General features: G+C 70.2%; 14 protein-coding genes and 1 tRNA gene. 5 read left to right on the forward strand and 10 right to left on the reverse strand.

The window, feature by feature from the left end:
- Positions 1 to 6: 6 nt before the first annotated feature.
- The 6 genes from FXF65_RS06530 to FXF65_RS06555 all read right to left on the reverse strand — a co-directional run bounded on the left by FXF65_RS06530 (position 7) and on the right by FXF65_RS06555 (position 4182).
- On the reverse strand, positions 7 to 189 hold the full coding sequence (locus FXF65_RS06530; protein ID WP_148348780.1) for a hypothetical protein: 183 nt from the start codon (positions 187 to 189) through the stop codon (positions 7 to 9).
- Positions 190 to 318: 129 nt separating this feature from the next.
- Positions 319 to 391: transfer RNA gene (locus FXF65_RS06535), tRNA-Lys, on the reverse strand.
- A gap of 74 nt (positions 392 to 465) precedes the next feature.
- Positions 466 to 1035, reverse strand: a complete 570-nt coding sequence (locus tag FXF65_RS06540; protein WP_148348781.1) for a response regulator transcription factor — start codon at positions 1033 to 1035, stop codon at positions 466 to 468.
- Between the two features lie 192 nt (positions 1036 to 1227).
- The gene (locus tag FXF65_RS06545) at positions 1228 to 1425 is read right to left on the reverse strand and encodes a hypothetical protein (RefSeq protein WP_148348782.1); all 198 of its coding nucleotides are present in this window, start codon (positions 1423 to 1425) and stop codon (positions 1228 to 1230) included.
- Positions 1426 to 1489: 64 nt separating this feature from the next.
- Positions 1490 to 2275 (reverse strand): GTPase family protein, encoded by a 786-nt coding sequence (locus FXF65_RS06550; RefSeq protein ID WP_148348783.1) that lies wholly within the window; start codon positions 2273 to 2275, stop codon positions 1490 to 1492.
- A gap of 302 nt (positions 2276 to 2577) precedes the next feature.
- Positions 2578 to 4182: an MFS transporter gene (locus FXF65_RS06555; RefSeq protein ID WP_148348784.1), complete on the reverse strand. Its 1605-nt coding sequence runs from the start codon at positions 4180 to 4182 to the stop codon at positions 2578 to 2580.
- A gap of 268 nt (positions 4183 to 4450) precedes the next feature.
- Between FXF65_RS06555 and FXF65_RS06560 the strand changes: the two genes are divergently transcribed.
- Entirely contained in the window at positions 4451 to 5365 is a 915-nt protein-coding gene (locus tag FXF65_RS06560; protein ID WP_148348912.1) for an RNA polymerase sigma-70 factor, read from the forward strand.
- Positions 5366 to 5391: 26 nt separating this feature from the next.
- On the opposite strand, the gene FXF65_RS06565 is transcribed toward FXF65_RS06560, so the two are convergent.
- A complete protein-coding gene (locus FXF65_RS06565) occupies positions 5392 to 6246 on the reverse strand; it encodes an SAM-dependent methyltransferase (protein ID WP_246198383.1) in 855 nt (284 codons plus the stop codon).
- 285 nt (positions 6247 to 6531) lie between these two features.
- Here FXF65_RS06565 and FXF65_RS06570 point away from each other — a divergent pair, with 285 nt between their 5' ends.
- Positions 6532 to 7212, forward strand: coding sequence for a hypothetical protein (locus FXF65_RS06570; protein WP_246198384.1), 681 nt, complete (start codon positions 6532 to 6534; stop codon positions 7210 to 7212).
- 33 nt (positions 7213 to 7245) lie between these two features.
- Here the strand turns inward: FXF65_RS06570 and FXF65_RS06575 are convergent, their stop codons facing one another.
- On the reverse strand, positions 7246 to 7875 hold the full coding sequence (locus FXF65_RS06575; RefSeq protein WP_148348786.1) for a response regulator: 630 nt from the start codon (positions 7873 to 7875) through the stop codon (positions 7246 to 7248).
- Positions 7872 to 9056, reverse strand: a complete 1185-nt coding sequence (locus FXF65_RS06580) for a sensor histidine kinase (RefSeq protein WP_187412135.1) — start codon at positions 9054 to 9056, stop codon at positions 7872 to 7874. The genes FXF65_RS06575 and FXF65_RS06580 overlap by 4 nt, the downstream gene beginning before the upstream one ends.
- Positions 9057 to 9220: 164 nt before the next feature.
- Between FXF65_RS06580 and FXF65_RS06585 the strand changes: the two genes are divergently transcribed.
- Both FXF65_RS06585 and FXF65_RS06590 read left to right on the forward strand, forming a co-directional pair.
- Positions 9221 to 9937, forward strand: coding sequence for an ABC transporter ATP-binding protein (locus FXF65_RS06585; RefSeq protein ID WP_148348788.1), 717 nt, complete (start codon positions 9221 to 9223; stop codon positions 9935 to 9937).
- Complete coding sequence (locus FXF65_RS06590; protein ID WP_148348789.1) at positions 9934 to 10698, forward strand: ABC transporter permease; 765 nt, start codon at positions 9934 to 9936, stop codon at positions 10696 to 10698. The genes FXF65_RS06585 and FXF65_RS06590 overlap by 4 nt, the downstream gene beginning before the upstream one ends.
- Positions 10699 to 10722: 24 nt before the next feature.
- On the opposite strand, the gene FXF65_RS06595 is transcribed toward FXF65_RS06590, so the two are convergent.
- Positions 10723 to 14484, reverse strand: coding sequence for an NACHT domain-containing protein (locus FXF65_RS06595; protein ID WP_187412136.1), 3762 nt, complete (start codon positions 14482 to 14484; stop codon positions 10723 to 10725).
- A 645-nt stretch (positions 14485 to 15129) separates the two neighbouring features.
- On the opposite strand from FXF65_RS06595, the gene FXF65_RS06600 reads away from it, so the two are divergent.
- Positions 15130 to 15555: a hypothetical protein gene (locus FXF65_RS06600; RefSeq protein WP_148348791.1), complete on the forward strand. Its 426-nt coding sequence runs from the start codon at positions 15130 to 15132 to the stop codon at positions 15553 to 15555.
- Positions 15556 to 15563: the final 8 nt, after the last annotated feature.

The following is a 15563-nucleotide window of genomic DNA, read 5'->3' on the forward strand; positions in this document are numbered from 1 at the left end:
GGCCGGTCAGCCCGCTTGGGGCCGCCGCACCGGCGGCAGGCCGACCTCGTCGTTCGGCGTCCGCAACAACGCGACGGTCGCGGACGCCAAGCCCACGGCGTTCAGCACCCAGGCGACGCCGGGCTGGAGGTCGCCGCCGAGCACGTTGACGAACTCGACCGGCGCGGTCACGCCCGCGGCGACCGCCATCCAGCAGGGCACTCACCAACGTGGCTCGGCACTCCACCGCCGCCTTGGCGACCCTCATACCGGCGTCCGGGCCCATCGAAAAGGGCGTTCTTCGCAACGAAGAACGCCCTGTCAGAGAAGAGTCACGGGTGCGCCGTCAGGGACTTGAACCCCGAACCCGCGGATTAAGAGTCCGCTGCTCTGCCAATTGAGCTAACGGCGCCTGTCGGCGGGCCTCCGGGGGCCCTTGCGACAGGAGGAACAGTATCAGGAGCTGCGGACCTAGTGCGAATCGGTTTAGTCCCGCGCGGGGAGGACGCTGACCATGCCGCGCCAGAGGGCGATGGCGGTGGCGCGGGAGCTGACGCCGAGCTTGGCGTAGATGCGGTTGACGTGGTTCTTGACCGTCTTCTCGCTGAGGAAGAGCTGGCGGGCGATCTCGCCGTTGGAGCGACCGGTGGCGATGAGGTCCATGACCTCCGACTCGCGGGCGGACAGGCCGAGCGAGGTCCGGGACGCGTCCCGGACGCTGCGCATGAGCTCGGGGATGGTGAAGTCGCCGGGTACGAGGTGCCCGCACGCGCCGGCGCTGAGGGCTTCCTGGACGGCGGGGCTGTCCCGCTGGGCGAGGACGAAGACCCGCGAGGTGTGGCTGAGCGGGCCCGCGTGGTCGGCGGACGCGGCGTCCAGCAGGACGATGTCAGGCCGCAGCTGACCTGCGAGCGAGCGGACCGCGCCGGGGTCGGGCGTCTCGGCGACGACCTGGAGTTCGTCGCTGGAGTCGAGCAGGGAGGTCACGTCAGCTCGGACATTGGGGTCGCCGTCCACCACGAGGACGCGAAGTGGGGCCGTCTCGTCGACACTCATCCGTTGCCCTTGGGGTGTCGTTGGCATTTATAGGGTCGGAGCATAACCGGCCGGTCTTCCCGAGTCGATGGACCGCGCCGATGGGACAACCCCCAGGCTGGACGGCTGCGCCTACAGCAGGCGGGGACGGCACGAGCCCTGGCCGCCTTGCGGTGGCCAGGGCTCGTGGTGGTTCCGGCGTGGGCGGAGCCGCTACCGGCGGTTGTGCCGGTCCAGCATCTCCAGGATCTCCTTCATGATCTTGGCGACGTTGACCATGACTCCGGTGATCTCCTTGATGGTCCTCGCCCATTTCTCCAGGGAGGACTCCGTGCGGGCGAGCTGCTGCTGCTCGCTCTGGCTGTACATGCCCATCTGCCTGATGATCTTCGCCCGGTCGGCGGCGTCCATGAACTGCCCCCTGCTCGTTCACTTGGTGAAACTCGATCGTTGGGGTGAATCGTCGCGCGCTTCGTCAGTCGCGCTTCTTGCGGAACAGCCCGGAGAATCCGCTCTGGCCCGCGCTCCGCGAGGATTCGGATCGGCCTTCGCGAAAGCCCTCGGGGATCCAGTCGTCCACGGTGAAGGCTTTCAAGAGGGCGATCATCCAGGCCCGCTCGTCTGGAGACCTCTCCAAAAGCTCCGTGAAGAGGGGCTGCAGGTTGTACCGCTTGCCCGACGAGACCGGGATGAAGGCGACGTCTTCTCCGAGAGCATCGGAAAACTTCGCGGCGCGGTCCTGGCAGATCTCGCGGATGTTCCGTTCCTGGGTCTCGGAAGGGAGATTCACCGTGGAATCCCAGTCGAGCGGATCCACGAGATCGGCCTGGCTCAGCCCGAAGACCGTGCGGTCACCGAACTCGGCCAACTCCTGGAGATACCGCTGCTCCAGCGCGACGGCGCGGTTCCTGGCCGCGCTGAGCCAGAGGACGACGTCGCATTTCGGCAGCTCCGAGCGGTACATCGCGAGGTACTCGGGGTCCTTGTCGACGCTCTCCCCGAGCCCCGGAGCGTCGACGATCCTGAGCTTCGCGCGGTAATCCCGGACCGAGCCGTCCTGTGCGTTCAGGACGACGTCCTGCGCCTCGAACTCCTTCGTGCAGGCGACGGTCGCGCTCGTCGGCAAGTCGGTATTGCAAATGGTGTTGACCAAGGTCGACTTTCCCACCCCGGAGACGCCGACGACCCCGATCGTCAGCGGCCTGGCGGACAGCTCCTTTTGCAGTTCGGCGAGAACTCGTTCATTTTCGTCGTCCGCCATCTTCCCCCCGAACGACTCTGGCGAGTCGATAACAACCCCTACCCCGTTGGAGGCAAAAATTACCAACCCCCCGCGCGCCCGCACAACCTGCCCTATTGACCTTATGCGGCCACCGCTTTCCGGTGAACTTCATATATGGGCAACCGTCGACATCCGGAATTGATCAAGAAGGTTCCGCTCGCGACTTCAGGGGGTTTTTCAATTTCGGTCGCACCATTAAGGGCCGAGCCGCGGAGCCCCTGCCCCAAGACGCGGGCCTTGGCACAGGGGCTCGACTCCACATGCTCGGAGTCCGTCGATCGCTATCCCGCGCTGATCGGCGTGTCGAGGACCCCGGCCTCGCGGTCGGCGCCCGTCCGGTCGGCCGCCGCCGCGCCGACCTGACGTCCTGGCGCCTTGGCGTTGATGAGGACGCCCGCGATCACCGCGGCCAGCAGCATGATGCCCGCGGAGGTCCACGTCGCCACCGAGTAGCCGTGCACCGTCGCCTCCGCCAGTGCCGCCCTCACCTGCGGCGTCCGCTCGACGGGAATGATCCGGTGGCTCGCCAGCCAGTCCGTGGTGGCCCCGGCGGCGATCGTGTTGAGCAGCGCGGTGCCGACCGACCCGCCCACCTGCTGCATGGTGTTGAGGGTGGCGGAGGCCGCCCCCTGCTCGTGCGGGGCGACGCGGCCGGTGGCCGTGGCGATGGCCGCCATGAAGGTGGTGCCCATGCCGAGGCCCATCAGGCAGACGCCGGGCAGGACGTGGCCGAGGTAGGTGCTGTCGACGTCCATCGAGGCCAGGAAGGCGAGCCCGCAGACGCCCAGCGCCAGGCCCGGCACGATCAGCGCCCGCGCCGGCGCCCGCCGCAGGAGCCGCGCCGAGATCTGGGTGGAACCGATGATCATGCAGGCGGTCATCGGCAGGTAGGCCACGCCGGTCTTCAGCGGCGACCAGCCCTTGATGCCCTGCATGTAGTAGGTCAGGAACAGGAAGACGCCGAACATGGCGACGGTCACCAGGCCCATCGTCAGGTAGGCGCCCGCCCGCTGGCGGTCCTTGACGATGTGCAGGGGCAGCAGCGGCGTCCGGGCGCGGGTCTGCCACAGGGCGAAGACCCCGAGGAGCGCCACGCCGCCGACCAGCAGGGCCGAGACCCTGGGGTCGCCCCAGTCGCGCGACTCGGCCTCGCTGAAGCCGTAGACGATGGACAGCGCACCGGCGGAGCCGAGCACGGCGCCGAGGACGTCCAGCCGGGACCCGGCCCTGCGGCCCGGCTCCTTGAGCATCACGACCGCGCCCAGTACCGCGATGGCGGCGACCGGGACGTTGACGTACAGGCACCAGCGCCAGTCCAGGTACTCGGTCAGGGATCCGCCGACCAGCATGCCGACGGCGCTCCCGGCGCCGGCGATGGCGCCGAACACGCCGAACGCCTTGCCGCGGTCGCGCGGGTCGGTGAACGTCGTGGTCATCAGGGACAGCGCGGCGGGGGCCAGCAGCGCGGCGAAGACGCCCTGGAGGGCGCGGGCCGCGAAGAGCATGCCGGGTCCGGTGGCGGCGCCCCCGAGCGCGGACGCCGCGGCGAATCCGGTCAGGCCGACGATGAAGGCGCGCTTCCGTCCGAACAGGTCGCCGACGCGGCCGCCGACCAGCAGCAGGCCGCCGAAGGCCAGGGTGTAGGCGGTGATGGCCCACTGCCGGTTGCCGTCGGTCATGCCGAGGTCCCGCTGCGCGGACGGCAGGGCGATGTTGACGATGGTCATGTCCAGCATCACGACCAGCTGGGCGAGGGCGATGACCGCCAAGGCCCACCAGCGGCGAGGATCGGGCCGCGGCGAGCCGTCCCCTCCTCCTCCGGGGACGGGGCCATTCGGGTTGACGTGACTTCCGGGGACGTTCTCGGGCAGGGCTTTGTCGGCCATGTTCGTCTTACCTTCTAGGTGGTGCGGCGGCGCGCCGGACTTGCGGTTCGGGTGTTGCGCGCAGGGTTCTGACGAGACGGCGGCGCCCCGGCCCCCGTAACGGCCGATGACATGTGACGTAGGCCACCTGGCCGCGGGTGTTACGAATTGGCGGGGGCCGACGTCCAGTGTGTGCAAGGGGCTGAGAACCAGCGGCTAGGAGCCGGGTATGAGCGAGCGCAGCGAACGAACGCCGGGCACGGCCGAGCCGCTCGACCGCGCCGACCGGATGGACGCGCCGGAAGTGGCGGACGCGCCGGAAGTGGTGGACGAGGCGACCGAGGTGTTCGTCGCCCACCGCAACCTGCTCTTCACCGTCGCCTACGAGATGCTCGGTTCGGCCGCCGACGCCGAGGACGTCCTCCAGGAGACCTGGCTGCGCTGGGTGGACGTCGACCTGTCCGCCGTGCGGGAGCAGCGGGCCTACCTGGTGCGGATCGTCACCCGGCAGGCGCTGGACCGCCTGCGCGCGCTCGGGCGGCGCAAGGAGTCCTACGTCGGTCCGTGGTTGCCCGAGCCGCTGCTGACCGCGCCGGACGTGGCCGAGGACGTCGAACTCGCCGACAGCGTCTCCATGGCGATGCTGCTGGTGCTGGAGACGCTCGCGCCGACCGAGCGGGCGGTGTTCGTGCTGCGCGAGGTGTTCGACCTGGCCTACGAGGAGATCGCCGAAGCCGTCGGCAAGAGCCCGGCCGCCGTCCGCCAGCTCGCCTACCGGGCACGGGGCCACGTCGCCGCGCGCCGACCCCGCGGCGTCGCCTCCCCGGCTGAGACCAGAGCCGCGCTCCGCGCCTTCCAGCGAGCGGTCGAGACCGGCGAGTTGCAGAGCCTGCTCGACATCCTCGCGCCGGATGTCGTCGCCCTGAGCGACGGCGGCGGAGTCAGACACGCCCTCCCGCGTCCCATCGTGGGCGCCGACAAAGTGGCTCGCCTACTGGCCGGCGGCTGGTGGAAGGACGACGTGGAAAGGTCGGTCGAACTGGTGCAGGTCAATGGCGGCCCGGGGCTGCTCGTCCGCGCCGATGGGGAGATCGACGGCGTGGTGGCGGTACGGGTCGAGAACGGCTATGTCACCGGCGCCTATCACGTCCGCAATCCGGAGAAACTGTCGCGCGTGGAGCAGGAGACCACCCTGAGCCGCTGAACCCGAACGGTTAAGACCAGCCGAGGCTACAGCCTCAGAACGCCACCGTATTCATAGAGGTTGGAGTCTTGAGCGCGGCCCTCGAACGGCTTGAGTGCAGGATCGATGGAGGGGAGCGGCGGCTGGTCGGGGTCGGGCCGCCATTCCTTGAGATTCACCAGTCCCGGGTCGAGAGGGGTGAGGCCGTCCAGCAGGTCCGCGAACTCCTTTGGTGTTCGGGACTGCCAGGGAATACCGGCGGCGTCGATGGCGGAGCCGAATGCCAGGCCGCGGTCCGGGTCGTCGCAGACGACCTGGGACGCGGCGATGTAGCTGCCGGGCGCGGCATGGTCGATGACGGCGTGCAAGGTGTCGCGCGCCCCCGCCAGACCACCGCCAGGGGCGTCCTTGAGATGGTGCCCGACCGAGAGGTACAGCACCGCCACCGGCTGAGTGAAGTCGATCAGGCGAACCAGTTCCGGATGCTTCAGGACGGCCGGGTCGCGCATGTCGGCCTGGATGATGGTGGTGGACTCGTCGGCAGCTAGGAGGGCCCGGCCGTGCGCCAGCACGATGGGGTCGATGTCGGCGTACACGACCCGCGCGTCGGCGCTGAACCGCTTGGCGACCTGGTGCACGTTGTCGCCGGACGGCAGCCCGCAGCCGAAATCGATGAACTGGGAGATACCCGGTCCACCCCTTTCAGGGGGAGCGGCCAGGTAGCTCACGACCCGGTACAGAAACTGCCGGTTCTGGCGAGAGATGTCCAGGCACTCGGGGAAGTTCGGTAGCAGATTGAGCAGGAACTCCCGGTCGGCGGAAAAATTGTCCTTTAACCCCAACATCCACCCATAGGCGCGCGCCGAGTGGGGGAGTGTTGTGTCTACCTCAATCGACGTCATGCGTCCAGACCGACCCATCCAAGTGATCTTGTGAGCCACATGCGGGCTCCCCAGCCGAGCGATGTCCGCCACTACACACCACAGACCTTAGGGCCCAGCAGAATGCGACGGCTACGCAAAGGTACGTCTCTTCACCGCGCGCATGACTTCTGGACACCTTCACCTCCAACCCCGAGGACCGCGTGAGTGGCGCGCACGGACCGTCCAGGGCGCCACCCTGTGACGCTCGCCCCTGGAGACTGGATGATCTACGCGCAGACGTCGCGGCCGCACCCGAGGAGACCTGTGACCAGAAACGACTTGTGGGACCCCTTCGGCACGCTTCGCCGGGCCCTCTGGATCAGCGGCGGGCAATGGGCGGGCAAGTCCACCGTCGCCCGGCTGCTCGCTCACCGTTACGGGCTGACCGCCTACCACTACGACCACCACGATGCCCGCGGCCACAACGACCGCCGGATCGCCCGCCGCGTCAAGCTCGGCCAGTCACCCGCCGACCCGGACCCCGACCACACATGGGTGAACACAACCCCACAGGAAATGGCCGCTGGGACCCTGGAAGGCTTCCCGGTCCGGTTCGAATGGGCCCTGGACGACCTGCGCTGCCTGGTCTCCGGGCGTCCCGTCATCGCCGAAGGGTGGGGGCTCCGCCCCGAACTGGTCGCTCCGATCATCGACTCGCCCCGGCGAATGGTCGTCATGGTGCCCACCCAGGAATTCCGCGAGCGCCAGCTCCGCGAACTCCCACGGACCGCCACCGTCAGCGGTGGCGTCAGCGACCCCGAACGGGCGCAACGCAACCGCCTGGAGCGGGACCGCCTCGTCGCCGACGATGCCGTCCGCTCCGCACAACGCCTCGGCATCCGGGTGATCGAAGTCGACGGATCTCAGGACGCCCCCGCCATCGCCGCCATCGTCGCCGACCACTTCGGCCCCTACCTACCACCACCAGACGACCACAACGCCTGATCGGCACCATTTGGGGGCGCCGCCGTGGAGTGCTCAGGAGGTCAGCCCGGCGCGGTGGGTGAGGATCACCAGTTGGATGCGGTCGCGGGCCTTGAGTTTGCTGAGCAGGGCGGCGACATGGGCGCGGACGGTGCCCGGGGCGATGCCGAGTTCCGCGGCGATCTCGGCGTTCGACAGGCCGTCCGCCACCAGGAGGAGGACGTCGCGTTCCCGCGCGGTGAGGTGGGGGAGGGAGCCCGGATCGGGCGGGGACGGCCGGGCGGTGAACGCGCCGATGAGGCGTCGGGTGATGGACGGGGACAGCAGCGCGTCCCCGCGGTCGACGATCCTGATCGCGTCGAGGAGGTCGCGAGGCGGGGCGTCCTTGAGCAGGAAGCCGCTGGCGCCCCCGCGAAGGGCCGCGTAGACGTACTGGTCCAGGTCGAAGGTGGTGAGGATCAGGACGCGGGAGCCGGTGATCCGCCGGGTGGCCTCCAGGCCGTCCATGCCGGGCATCCGGATGTCCATGAGCACGACGTCGGGGCGCAGTTCGTCCGCCAACGCGACGGCCCCGGCCCCGTCGGCCGCTTCGCCGACGACCTGGAGATCGGGCGCGGTGCCGATGATCCCGGCCAGGCCCGCCCGCACGAGCGCCTGGTCGTCGGCCACGAGGACCCTGATCATGCGGTCAGCGGGAGGACGGCCCTGACACGGAAGCCGCCCTCGGGGAGCGGGGCCGCGTCGAGCGTGCCGCCGTGGACGAGCGCGCGTTCCCGCATGCCCAGCAGGCCGTGTCCGGGACGGTATCCGCGCCCCGCCCCGCCGCCGTGGTCGGTGACCTGGACGGTGAGGGCGTCGGGCGTGCGCCGGATCAGGAGGTGAGCGTGATCGATCCCGGCGTGTCTGACCACGTTGGTGAGGGCCTCCTGCGCGATCCGGTAGGCCGACAGGTCGAGGGCCGGCGGCAGACCGGCGAGCGGGCCGTCCAGTTCGAGCGCGGTTCGGACACCGGCCTGGGCCGTCCGGTCGACCAGTCGTCGGAGCTCGCCCAGGCCGGGGGCGGGTTCGAGATGGACGTCGGCGCCCGTGCCGGTGGGACCGTTACCCGTGTCGACGGGACGCAGGACGTGCAGGAGCGCGCGTAGCTCCGTGAGCGTCTGCCGTCCCGTCGTCTCGATCGTGGTCAGCGCGGCCTGGGCCTTGTCGGGCTGGTCGAGGGCGATCAGCGCGCCGTACCCGGCCTGGACGGTGATGACGCTCATGCCGTGCGCGAGCAGGTCGTGCATCTCCCGGGCGATCCGGAGCCGTTCGTCGGTCGCCGCCTGCTCCACGCGGTTCCGAGCCTGGCGGCGCTGGATGCCCAGCGCGTGCCCGGCCGTCCAGATCACCAGGTAGAGCACGGTGAACGCGACCGCGCCGCCCCGGTGCCGGAAGTCGGGCAACGCCGTCGTCCAGGCGCAGGCCACCGCCAAGGCGAGGGCGGCGTAGGCGTACGGCCCCGCCGCCAGCGGCCACAGGACGTAGCCGAGCGCCGTCAACCCGGCCACCATCGAGGGCGGGTCGGCCGCGCCGACCAGGCCGAGCCCGGTCAGCAGCAGTCCGAGCGCGAGCAGCGGACGGCGGCGTCCGAGGGCGATCGGCAGCGAGAACAGCACGACCCCGGCGGCGAGCGCGAGCGCCCTGAGCACACCCTGGTCGGCGTGGTTGCCCATCATCAGCGTCGCGGGCACCGCGAACCCGACCGCCGCCACCCGGTCTCGCACGTTCGGTGCGAGGACGGCCCTGACGGCGGCCTTCACCCGATCCGCCGAGCGCGCGGCCGAGGTCGTCTCCTGCCCCTGCGCGATCCCCGGACGATCGTTCATCGCCCCAGCGTAAGCGGGCTCTCGCGGGGGCCGCATCCCTCCGGAGGTCTATGCCCGCAGGCAGAGGACCGGGCCCGCGGGCAGGGTGCGGAGACCGCCCCGAGGACCGACGCGCCCCACGTCCCCCGACCGACACCGTGGAGGCACCTACGAAGGAGGTACGAGTGCTCGAACTACGCGAGGTCACCAAGACCTACGGGCGGACCACCGCCGTCGACCGGCTGTCGATCACGATCCACCCCGGCCGGGTCACCGGTTTCCTCGGCCCGAACGGCGCTGGCAAAACCACCACGATGCGGCTCCTGCTCGGCCTCGAACGGCCGGACACCGGTGCCGCGCTGGTCAACGGCCGCCCCTACCACGCGCTCGCCCGTCCCCTCCAGGAGGTCGGGGCCCTCTTGGACGCGGGCGCCGTCCATCCAGGACGGACCGCGCGGGCCCACCTGGGCTGGCTTGCGGCCGCCGCCGGGCTGGAGCGGTCGCGCATTGCCGAAGTCCTGGAGCTCACCGGGCTGACCGGGGTCGCGGGCCGCCGCGTCGGCGGCTTTTCGCTGGGCATGCGACAGCGGCTGGGCCTGGCCTCCGCGCTGCTGGCCGACCCGCCGATCCTCATCCTGGACGAACCGGTCAACGGCCTGGACCCCGAGGGCGTCCGCTGGACCCGCGACCTGCTGCGCGGCCTGGCCGCGCGAGGCCGGACGGTCCTGATCTCCAGCCACCTGATCAGCGAGATGGCCCTGACCGCCGACCACCTGGTGGTGATCGGCCGCGGCCGGCTGCTCGCCGACGGGCCACCGGACGCGCTCGGCGAGGGATCGCTCGAAGACGCCTACCTGCGGCTGACCGACCAGGCCGTCGAATACCGGGCGGGTGACCGGTGAAGACCGCGCTCCGGGCCGAATGGGCCAAGTTCCGGACGGTCCGCTCGACCGTCCTCATTCCCGGCGTCGCGATCCTGCTGGGCCTGGGCGTCGGGCTCCTGGACGTCTCCTCGATCGACTGGACGTCCACCGACCCGGCCTCGCTCGACCCGGTCAGCGAGTCGTTCGCCGGATTCCAGTTCGCCGAACTGGCGTTCGCGGCACTCGGCGTGCTGGCGATCAGCTCCGAGTACGGGACGGGCCTGATCGACACCACCTTCCTGGCCGTGCCGCGACGACGCACCGTGTACGCCGCCAAGATCGTCGTCCTCGCGGCCTTCACGCTGGCGATCTGCACGGTCACCACGTTCACCGCGTTCCTGCTCGGCCAGGCCGTCCTGTCCGGGCACCACGCGTCGGTATCGCTGGGCGACCCCGGCGTGCTGCGGGCCGTCGTGTGCGCCGCCGTCTACATGACCGTGGTGACGCTGGTCGGTTTCGCGGTCGGCGCGCTGATCCGGCACACCGCAGGGGCGATGGCCGTCATGTTCGGACTCGTGTTCCTGGCCTGGCCGGTCGCACGGGCGGTCGAGGGAATCTCGACCCTGCCGAGCAAACTACTGCTGGTCAACGCAGCCGGGGCCCTGACCGCGATCCGCCCGATCACGGGCCCACCCGCCGCCCGCACCCCGTCCCTCGCCCTGGCCGCCGCAACCCTGCTCGGCTACACCGTCCTCTTCCTGACAACCGCCTACTGGAGATTCCGAAACGGCCGCAGATGAAGGCACGTGTTCACGAATCTCGATTCAGCTTCCTGACGATGGGACGAACGGTGGCAGGGAAACGGGCCACGCCGCCTCGCGGCGGAGTCTGAGCACCGCGTGCCACGCCAGTTGCGGATGGTTCGCGAGCAGCCCTCTGATCTCGGCGAGCCTGTCGAGCGGATGCTGCTCGTCGGGCCGTCCGGCCAGGTCGCGCAGCCAGTTCGCGGACTCCGACGGGTTCTCGACGAACAACCGCACGAGGATCGCGGTGATCGCGAGATAGGCCCGGGTCTGCACCGCGAAGGTCCGCGCGTTGAGGCTGAGGCCGTGCTCCGGCATGTCGGCGACACTCGCCTCAAGGAGCGCCGAGGCGATGGGGACGTCGGCGCAGGCGGCCAGCCATTCCAGCAGGACGGCCGTCCCCTCCTCCTCGGCGGCGGCCGCCCCGCGCAGTTGGGCCTCCATGACCTCGGCCACGTCCCGGGCGATCATCTTGTGGGCGAGGTACGCGAGGTCGCGGCGGGCTTCGCCGGACGTCCCGTCCGGGCGCGGCCGCCGGACGCCCTCGGCCGACGCGGCGGCGAGTCCGCGCACCAGGCGGATGAGGTCGCGTGCCAGGCCCGCGGTCATCACGTGGCAGAGCCACACGTACGGCGCCGGGAGGGGGACGCCGCGCCGGCTCAGCAGGGCGAGGGCTTCGTTCCCGCGCAGCGGCGGGATCGCCACGACCGTGTCGAAGGCGCTGTCGAAGGTGTCGCGGACCGAGAGGGTGCGCCGTCCGAACGCGGCGAGGGCGTCCTCCGAGACGGTCACCAGGAAGTAGCAGCCGGGCACCCCGAAGATCACCTTGAGGTCGTTGAGGAACTGCTCCGCCTCGCCCGCCGTCGCGATCTTGTCGAGTTCGTCCACCCCGATGACGACCTTGTTGCGGTCCGCGCGCCGCTCGGTCCCGACCAGCGTGAGCAGCTCCTTGAGATCGGAGACCATGCCGGGCAGGCTCTGGCTCTGCTCGGTCTGCTGGACGGCGAACTGCCCGCCGGCCTTGGCGCCTCCGGGGAGCCCCAGCTCCCCGAGCGATGTCCGGGTCACGGCCTGCTGGTACCTCAGCCGCCGCAGGTGGGCGTATGCGGAGACCTGCGCGCGCGTCATGCTCCGCAACTGCGGCCGACGGTTCAGCAGCAGGGCGACGGCGAGTCCCGCCACGATCAGCACACCGCCGGTGACGAGCAGGTAGACCCGCGCGCCGTCCGGCAGATGACGCACCAGATCACGGATCCTGCCTCGGTAGAGCGTCCCGACGATCAGGGCGAGCCCGGCGACGATGGAGGCCCAGGGAAGAGCCTTCATCGTCAGCATCCGGATCCGCCGCGCCGGGGCCGGCTTGGGCGCCTGGTCCCCCACGATCCGCTCGCAGACGCGGACGAACAGGTGCGTCAGGAACTCGCGCGAATCGTAGGCGGTCGGGGCGTGGACGAGCAGCCGCAGGTCGTCGTCCGGATGCCGTTCCGGGTCGCAGAGCTGCCGCAGGACGGTGCTCTTGCCCGCGCCGCGAGCGCCGCTGATCCCGATGCTGGCGCTGCTCAGCTCCTCGATGAGGAGGGCGGCATGGCGGCTGGCGGCGGTCTCGACGAAATGGTCGTCGCGGTCGTCGGTCCCGCTGAGCGGTTCGAGCTCCAAGCCGTGAAGCTCGGTCGTGTACGTGGGCGGATCCTCGCCCAGACGCGCGGTCAGGAGGGGGAGGAGGCCGTCCCGGGCCATGGCCCTGATCCAGTCGCGATAGGTGCGGTCCAGGACGAGCCGCAGGTGCGGGAGCTCGTCCAGTTGGAGCCACTCGGCCGGATCGCGCGAACGCAGCGCCCGGCGCTGTGCCGCGTGCCTGCGGAACGACACCCACAGGAACACCGACAGGAGCAGCGCCACCGACGTGGCGAAGATGGCGTCGGGCACCCACGGCCACTGGCTCCGGGCGGCGAACAGCCCGACGAGCGCCGTGCCCGCCGATCCGGCGGCGACGAGGTAGGCGGTGCCGAACCGGCTCAGGAACGGCAGATCCGCCGCCTTCTCGAACGCCTGCAGCGCCTCGTCGAACCGCTGCCCCCGGTCGCGGGCCGGGGACTCCACGGCGAGCGGGTCGTCATCAAGTAGCGAGGCGGCCAGCGCCCGCAGCCGCGCGCGGGACTCCAGGGGGGAGCGCTGGTCGACCCGCCGCAACACCTCCGGCAGGACGAGAACCTCCCGCAACACCGCTTCGCGCGCGAACACGTCGAGGCGCTCGGGCCGGGACACGGGGGCGTCGCCGTCCGGCGCATGGGAAACGGGCGGGGGCGCGGGCCGGGGCGTCCGCCGGTACGAAGGGTCCGACTCGCGCACGGACCTTTCGAGGACCGCAGGGGTGTCCGGCCGCGTCACGCCGTCCCCGATCCGGGGACCGGTTTCCTGTGGCTGTCCGGGTCCAGGAGGCGTCCATACGCGACGATCGGGTTCGGGCGCGGCGAGCAGGTCCTGGATCTCCCGGAGCCGGAACTGGTAGGCGCCGCCCATGGCGCGCATCACGCCTTGTCGTCGCGCTCTCTCCAGGAACGACAGCGGCCGGAACGGCAGCGCGCCCCGGACGGCGAGGACCGCGACCGTCATCGCGTAGAACCAGACGGCCGAGGCCAACATGACGCCCCAAGCGGTCCACACGCCCAGGAAGAGGCCGGTTCGGGGCCCGGCCTCCGGCCCCAGGAAACCGGTCATGAGCCCGACGCCGGCACCGGTGACGACCGCGACGCCGCCCCGCAGGAGGACCCTGCGGCGCAACCACGCACGCGGCTCGGCGTTCCGCCGCGGCACCGGGTTTCTGATCTTGGCGAACTCGTCCCAGAGACCGGCCAAGGCCATCAGGGCCAGCCACCTCGCCCCTGCAACGTCCGAGACGACGTCGCTGGGGCCGCCTGCTCCGTAGCACGCCGCCATCAGGGTCGAGCCCACGACGGCATCGAGAACTCCGACCGACAGGACTCGGGCCCAGCGAGGTTGCAGCCGGTACAGGCGCCACCACATGAATCCGGTGTTGTCCCGCTCGGTCAGACGGGCCACCCTGCTCAACCAGAGCCGCTCCTTCTCCCCGGCTGGATACAGCCGCTCGATCCAGTCGGAGTACAAACGCTCGATGATCTGCGACGCGGTCAGGGAACCTAGATCGGGCAGCGGAATCCGAGCGTCCAGGTAGGCCGCGCGGACGAGACCGATGGCCGCCGGTCGGCTCAGCGCCCACCCGAGAGCCGCACCCGACTCGCGGACGAGCTGTTCGCGCCACCGATCCCAGCCGGGGTACTCCGCTTGCGGAAGGATGCCCTCCAGGTAACGGACGACCTGCGCGGGAGTGACCGGTTCCAGTCGCAGAACGGTGGCGCGCTGAAGGTTCTCGCCCTGCCTGCTGCGGACGGCGAGTCCGAGGGCGGCGTCCCGTCCGACGACCACCAGGGGGTCGTCCTCGTGTAGTACCGCGTTCATCCGTCGCAGCGCCTGCCCGGCCTTCTGGACGGGCAGTTCGTCGAAGCCGTCCAGGATCGGGATGACCTGACGTCGGCCGACGAGATCCCGGGCGGCTGCGGAGGAAAGCGGGTAGGTCTCGGCGATCTGCTCGGCCAGCCAGTCCTCGAAGGGCCGCTGAGCGGGATCCCAGGTCGCCATGGGAACCAAGACCGGGACCGGTTCACCGGGTGCCCGGTGGGCCAGGAGGTCCCGCACCAGGAGGAACGCGGCCGTCGTCTTCCCGGACCCCGGCGGCCCGGTGAGCACGAGCCGCCGCGGTCTCAAACCGCGAAAGATCTCGCCGATATGCGCTAACTCTCCGATGAATGCAGTCTGGCTTTCCTGTGCGGCTGCTTCATTTGGTCCGAGCATTGTCAGCGAAATCGCCAACGCCTCACTGCCGCCCACCTCTGACCTGGCCAGCTCCGCTCTCCACTGCACGTGGACGGCCAGTTCCAGTGCCTGTAGCGCCACACCCGGATCCCCAGGCACCTGCTGCGGACCTCGCATCGAAACCGCGGCTACGACGAGCGATGCCACCCCTGCCAGCACACCCACGACGCTGGACAGCTTGTCCGCGTTCCCCAGTGAGAAACCGTCCGTCAGCAGGTAGCCGACGACACCCCCCACAGCGAGGAGAGCCCCTCCCACCTCCAGGGCAAGCCGCAACGACCGGTTCATCCCAGCATGCTCGCAGGACTCCCTCCCCGAACACGCCCAAACACCACTACCGGCCAATCAGCCTTCGCCGGTCCGCCCAACCGCGAGGAGCGGAATTTAAAGATCAACTTCTTTGGCTCGGGGGCCGGAAATCAGGGCCCCCTAGAGGCGTCCATTGGGCCCTAGGGCCCTAACGGGTGCGGGGGCGGCCGCATAACTTCCTCCCATCGCTGGACGGCGAATCGGAACGCCGTCGACGGAGGAGTACAGATGCGTTCACGAACGGCAATGGCCGCCCTCGCCATGGCTTCCGCCGGAATCGCGCTCCCGCTGGCCTTCACCTCTCCCGCGTACGCCGACGCCTCCGGGGCCTCTCCCTGGGGCGAGCAGTCCGCCGGTGGGGTGACGATCCCCGCGGGCGTGCTAGGGCACGACATCAGCGGCTCCGGACTGAAGATCAACTACGAGAAGGGCACCTTCCGCGCGATCGCGTGTATCAGCGAATGGCGGATCGACTTCTACTACACCAGCAACGGGAAGCGGTACAAGACCAGCAAGGGCGCCACGCACGACTCCTGCTCGCGGACCGGGGTGCGGACGATCGGCAAGGCCACCCTCAAGAAGGGCCTGGCCTGCGCGGTGATCTACTCGCACGGCCGCAAGCTCACCGAGCAGTGCCACCAGATCACCAAGTGACCGGCGAC

The sequence above is a fragment of the Actinomadura syzygii genome, from assembly GCF_008085905.1.
Classification (GTDB): Bacteria; Actinomycetota; Actinomycetes; order Streptosporangiales; family Streptosporangiaceae; genus Spirillospora; species Spirillospora syzygii.

Excerpts from the sequence above, each read along its gene's own strand:
- FXF65_RS06530 (WP_148348780.1), bottom strand. The coding sequence starts at position 189 with ATGGCGGTCGCCGCGGGCGTGACCGCGCCGGTCGAGTTCGTCAACGTG.
- FXF65_RS06540 (WP_148348781.1), bottom strand. The coding sequence starts at position 1,035 with ATGAGTGTCGACGAGACGGCCCCACTTCGCGTCCTCGTGGTGGACGGC.
- FXF65_RS06545 (WP_148348782.1), bottom strand. The coding sequence starts at position 1,425 with ATGGACGCCGCCGACCGGGCGAAGATCATCAGGCAGATGGGCATGTAC.
- FXF65_RS06550 (WP_148348783.1), bottom strand. The coding sequence starts at position 2,275 with ATGGCGGACGACGAAAATGAACGAGTTCTCGCCGAACTGCAAAAGGAG.
- FXF65_RS06555 (WP_148348784.1), bottom strand. The coding sequence starts at position 4,182 with ATGGCCGACAAAGCCCTGCCCGAGAACGTCCCCGGAAGTCACGTCAAC.
- FXF65_RS06560 (WP_148348912.1), top strand. The coding sequence starts at position 4,451 with ATGGACGCGCCGGAAGTGGCGGACGCGCCGGAAGTGGTGGACGAGGCG.
- FXF65_RS06565 (WP_246198383.1), bottom strand. The coding sequence starts at position 6,246 with ATGACGTCGATTGAGGTAGACACAACACTCCCCCACTCGGCGCGCGCC.
- FXF65_RS06575 (WP_148348786.1), bottom strand. The coding sequence starts at position 7,875 with ATGATCAGGGTCCTCGTGGCCGACGACCAGGCGCTCGTGCGGGCGGGC.
- FXF65_RS06580 (WP_187412135.1), bottom strand. The coding sequence starts at position 9,056 with ATGAACGATCGTCCGGGGATCGCGCAGGGGCAGGAGACGACCTCGGCC.
- FXF65_RS06600 (WP_148348791.1), top strand. The coding sequence starts at position 15,130 with ATGCGTTCACGAACGGCAATGGCCGCCCTCGCCATGGCTTCCGCCGGA.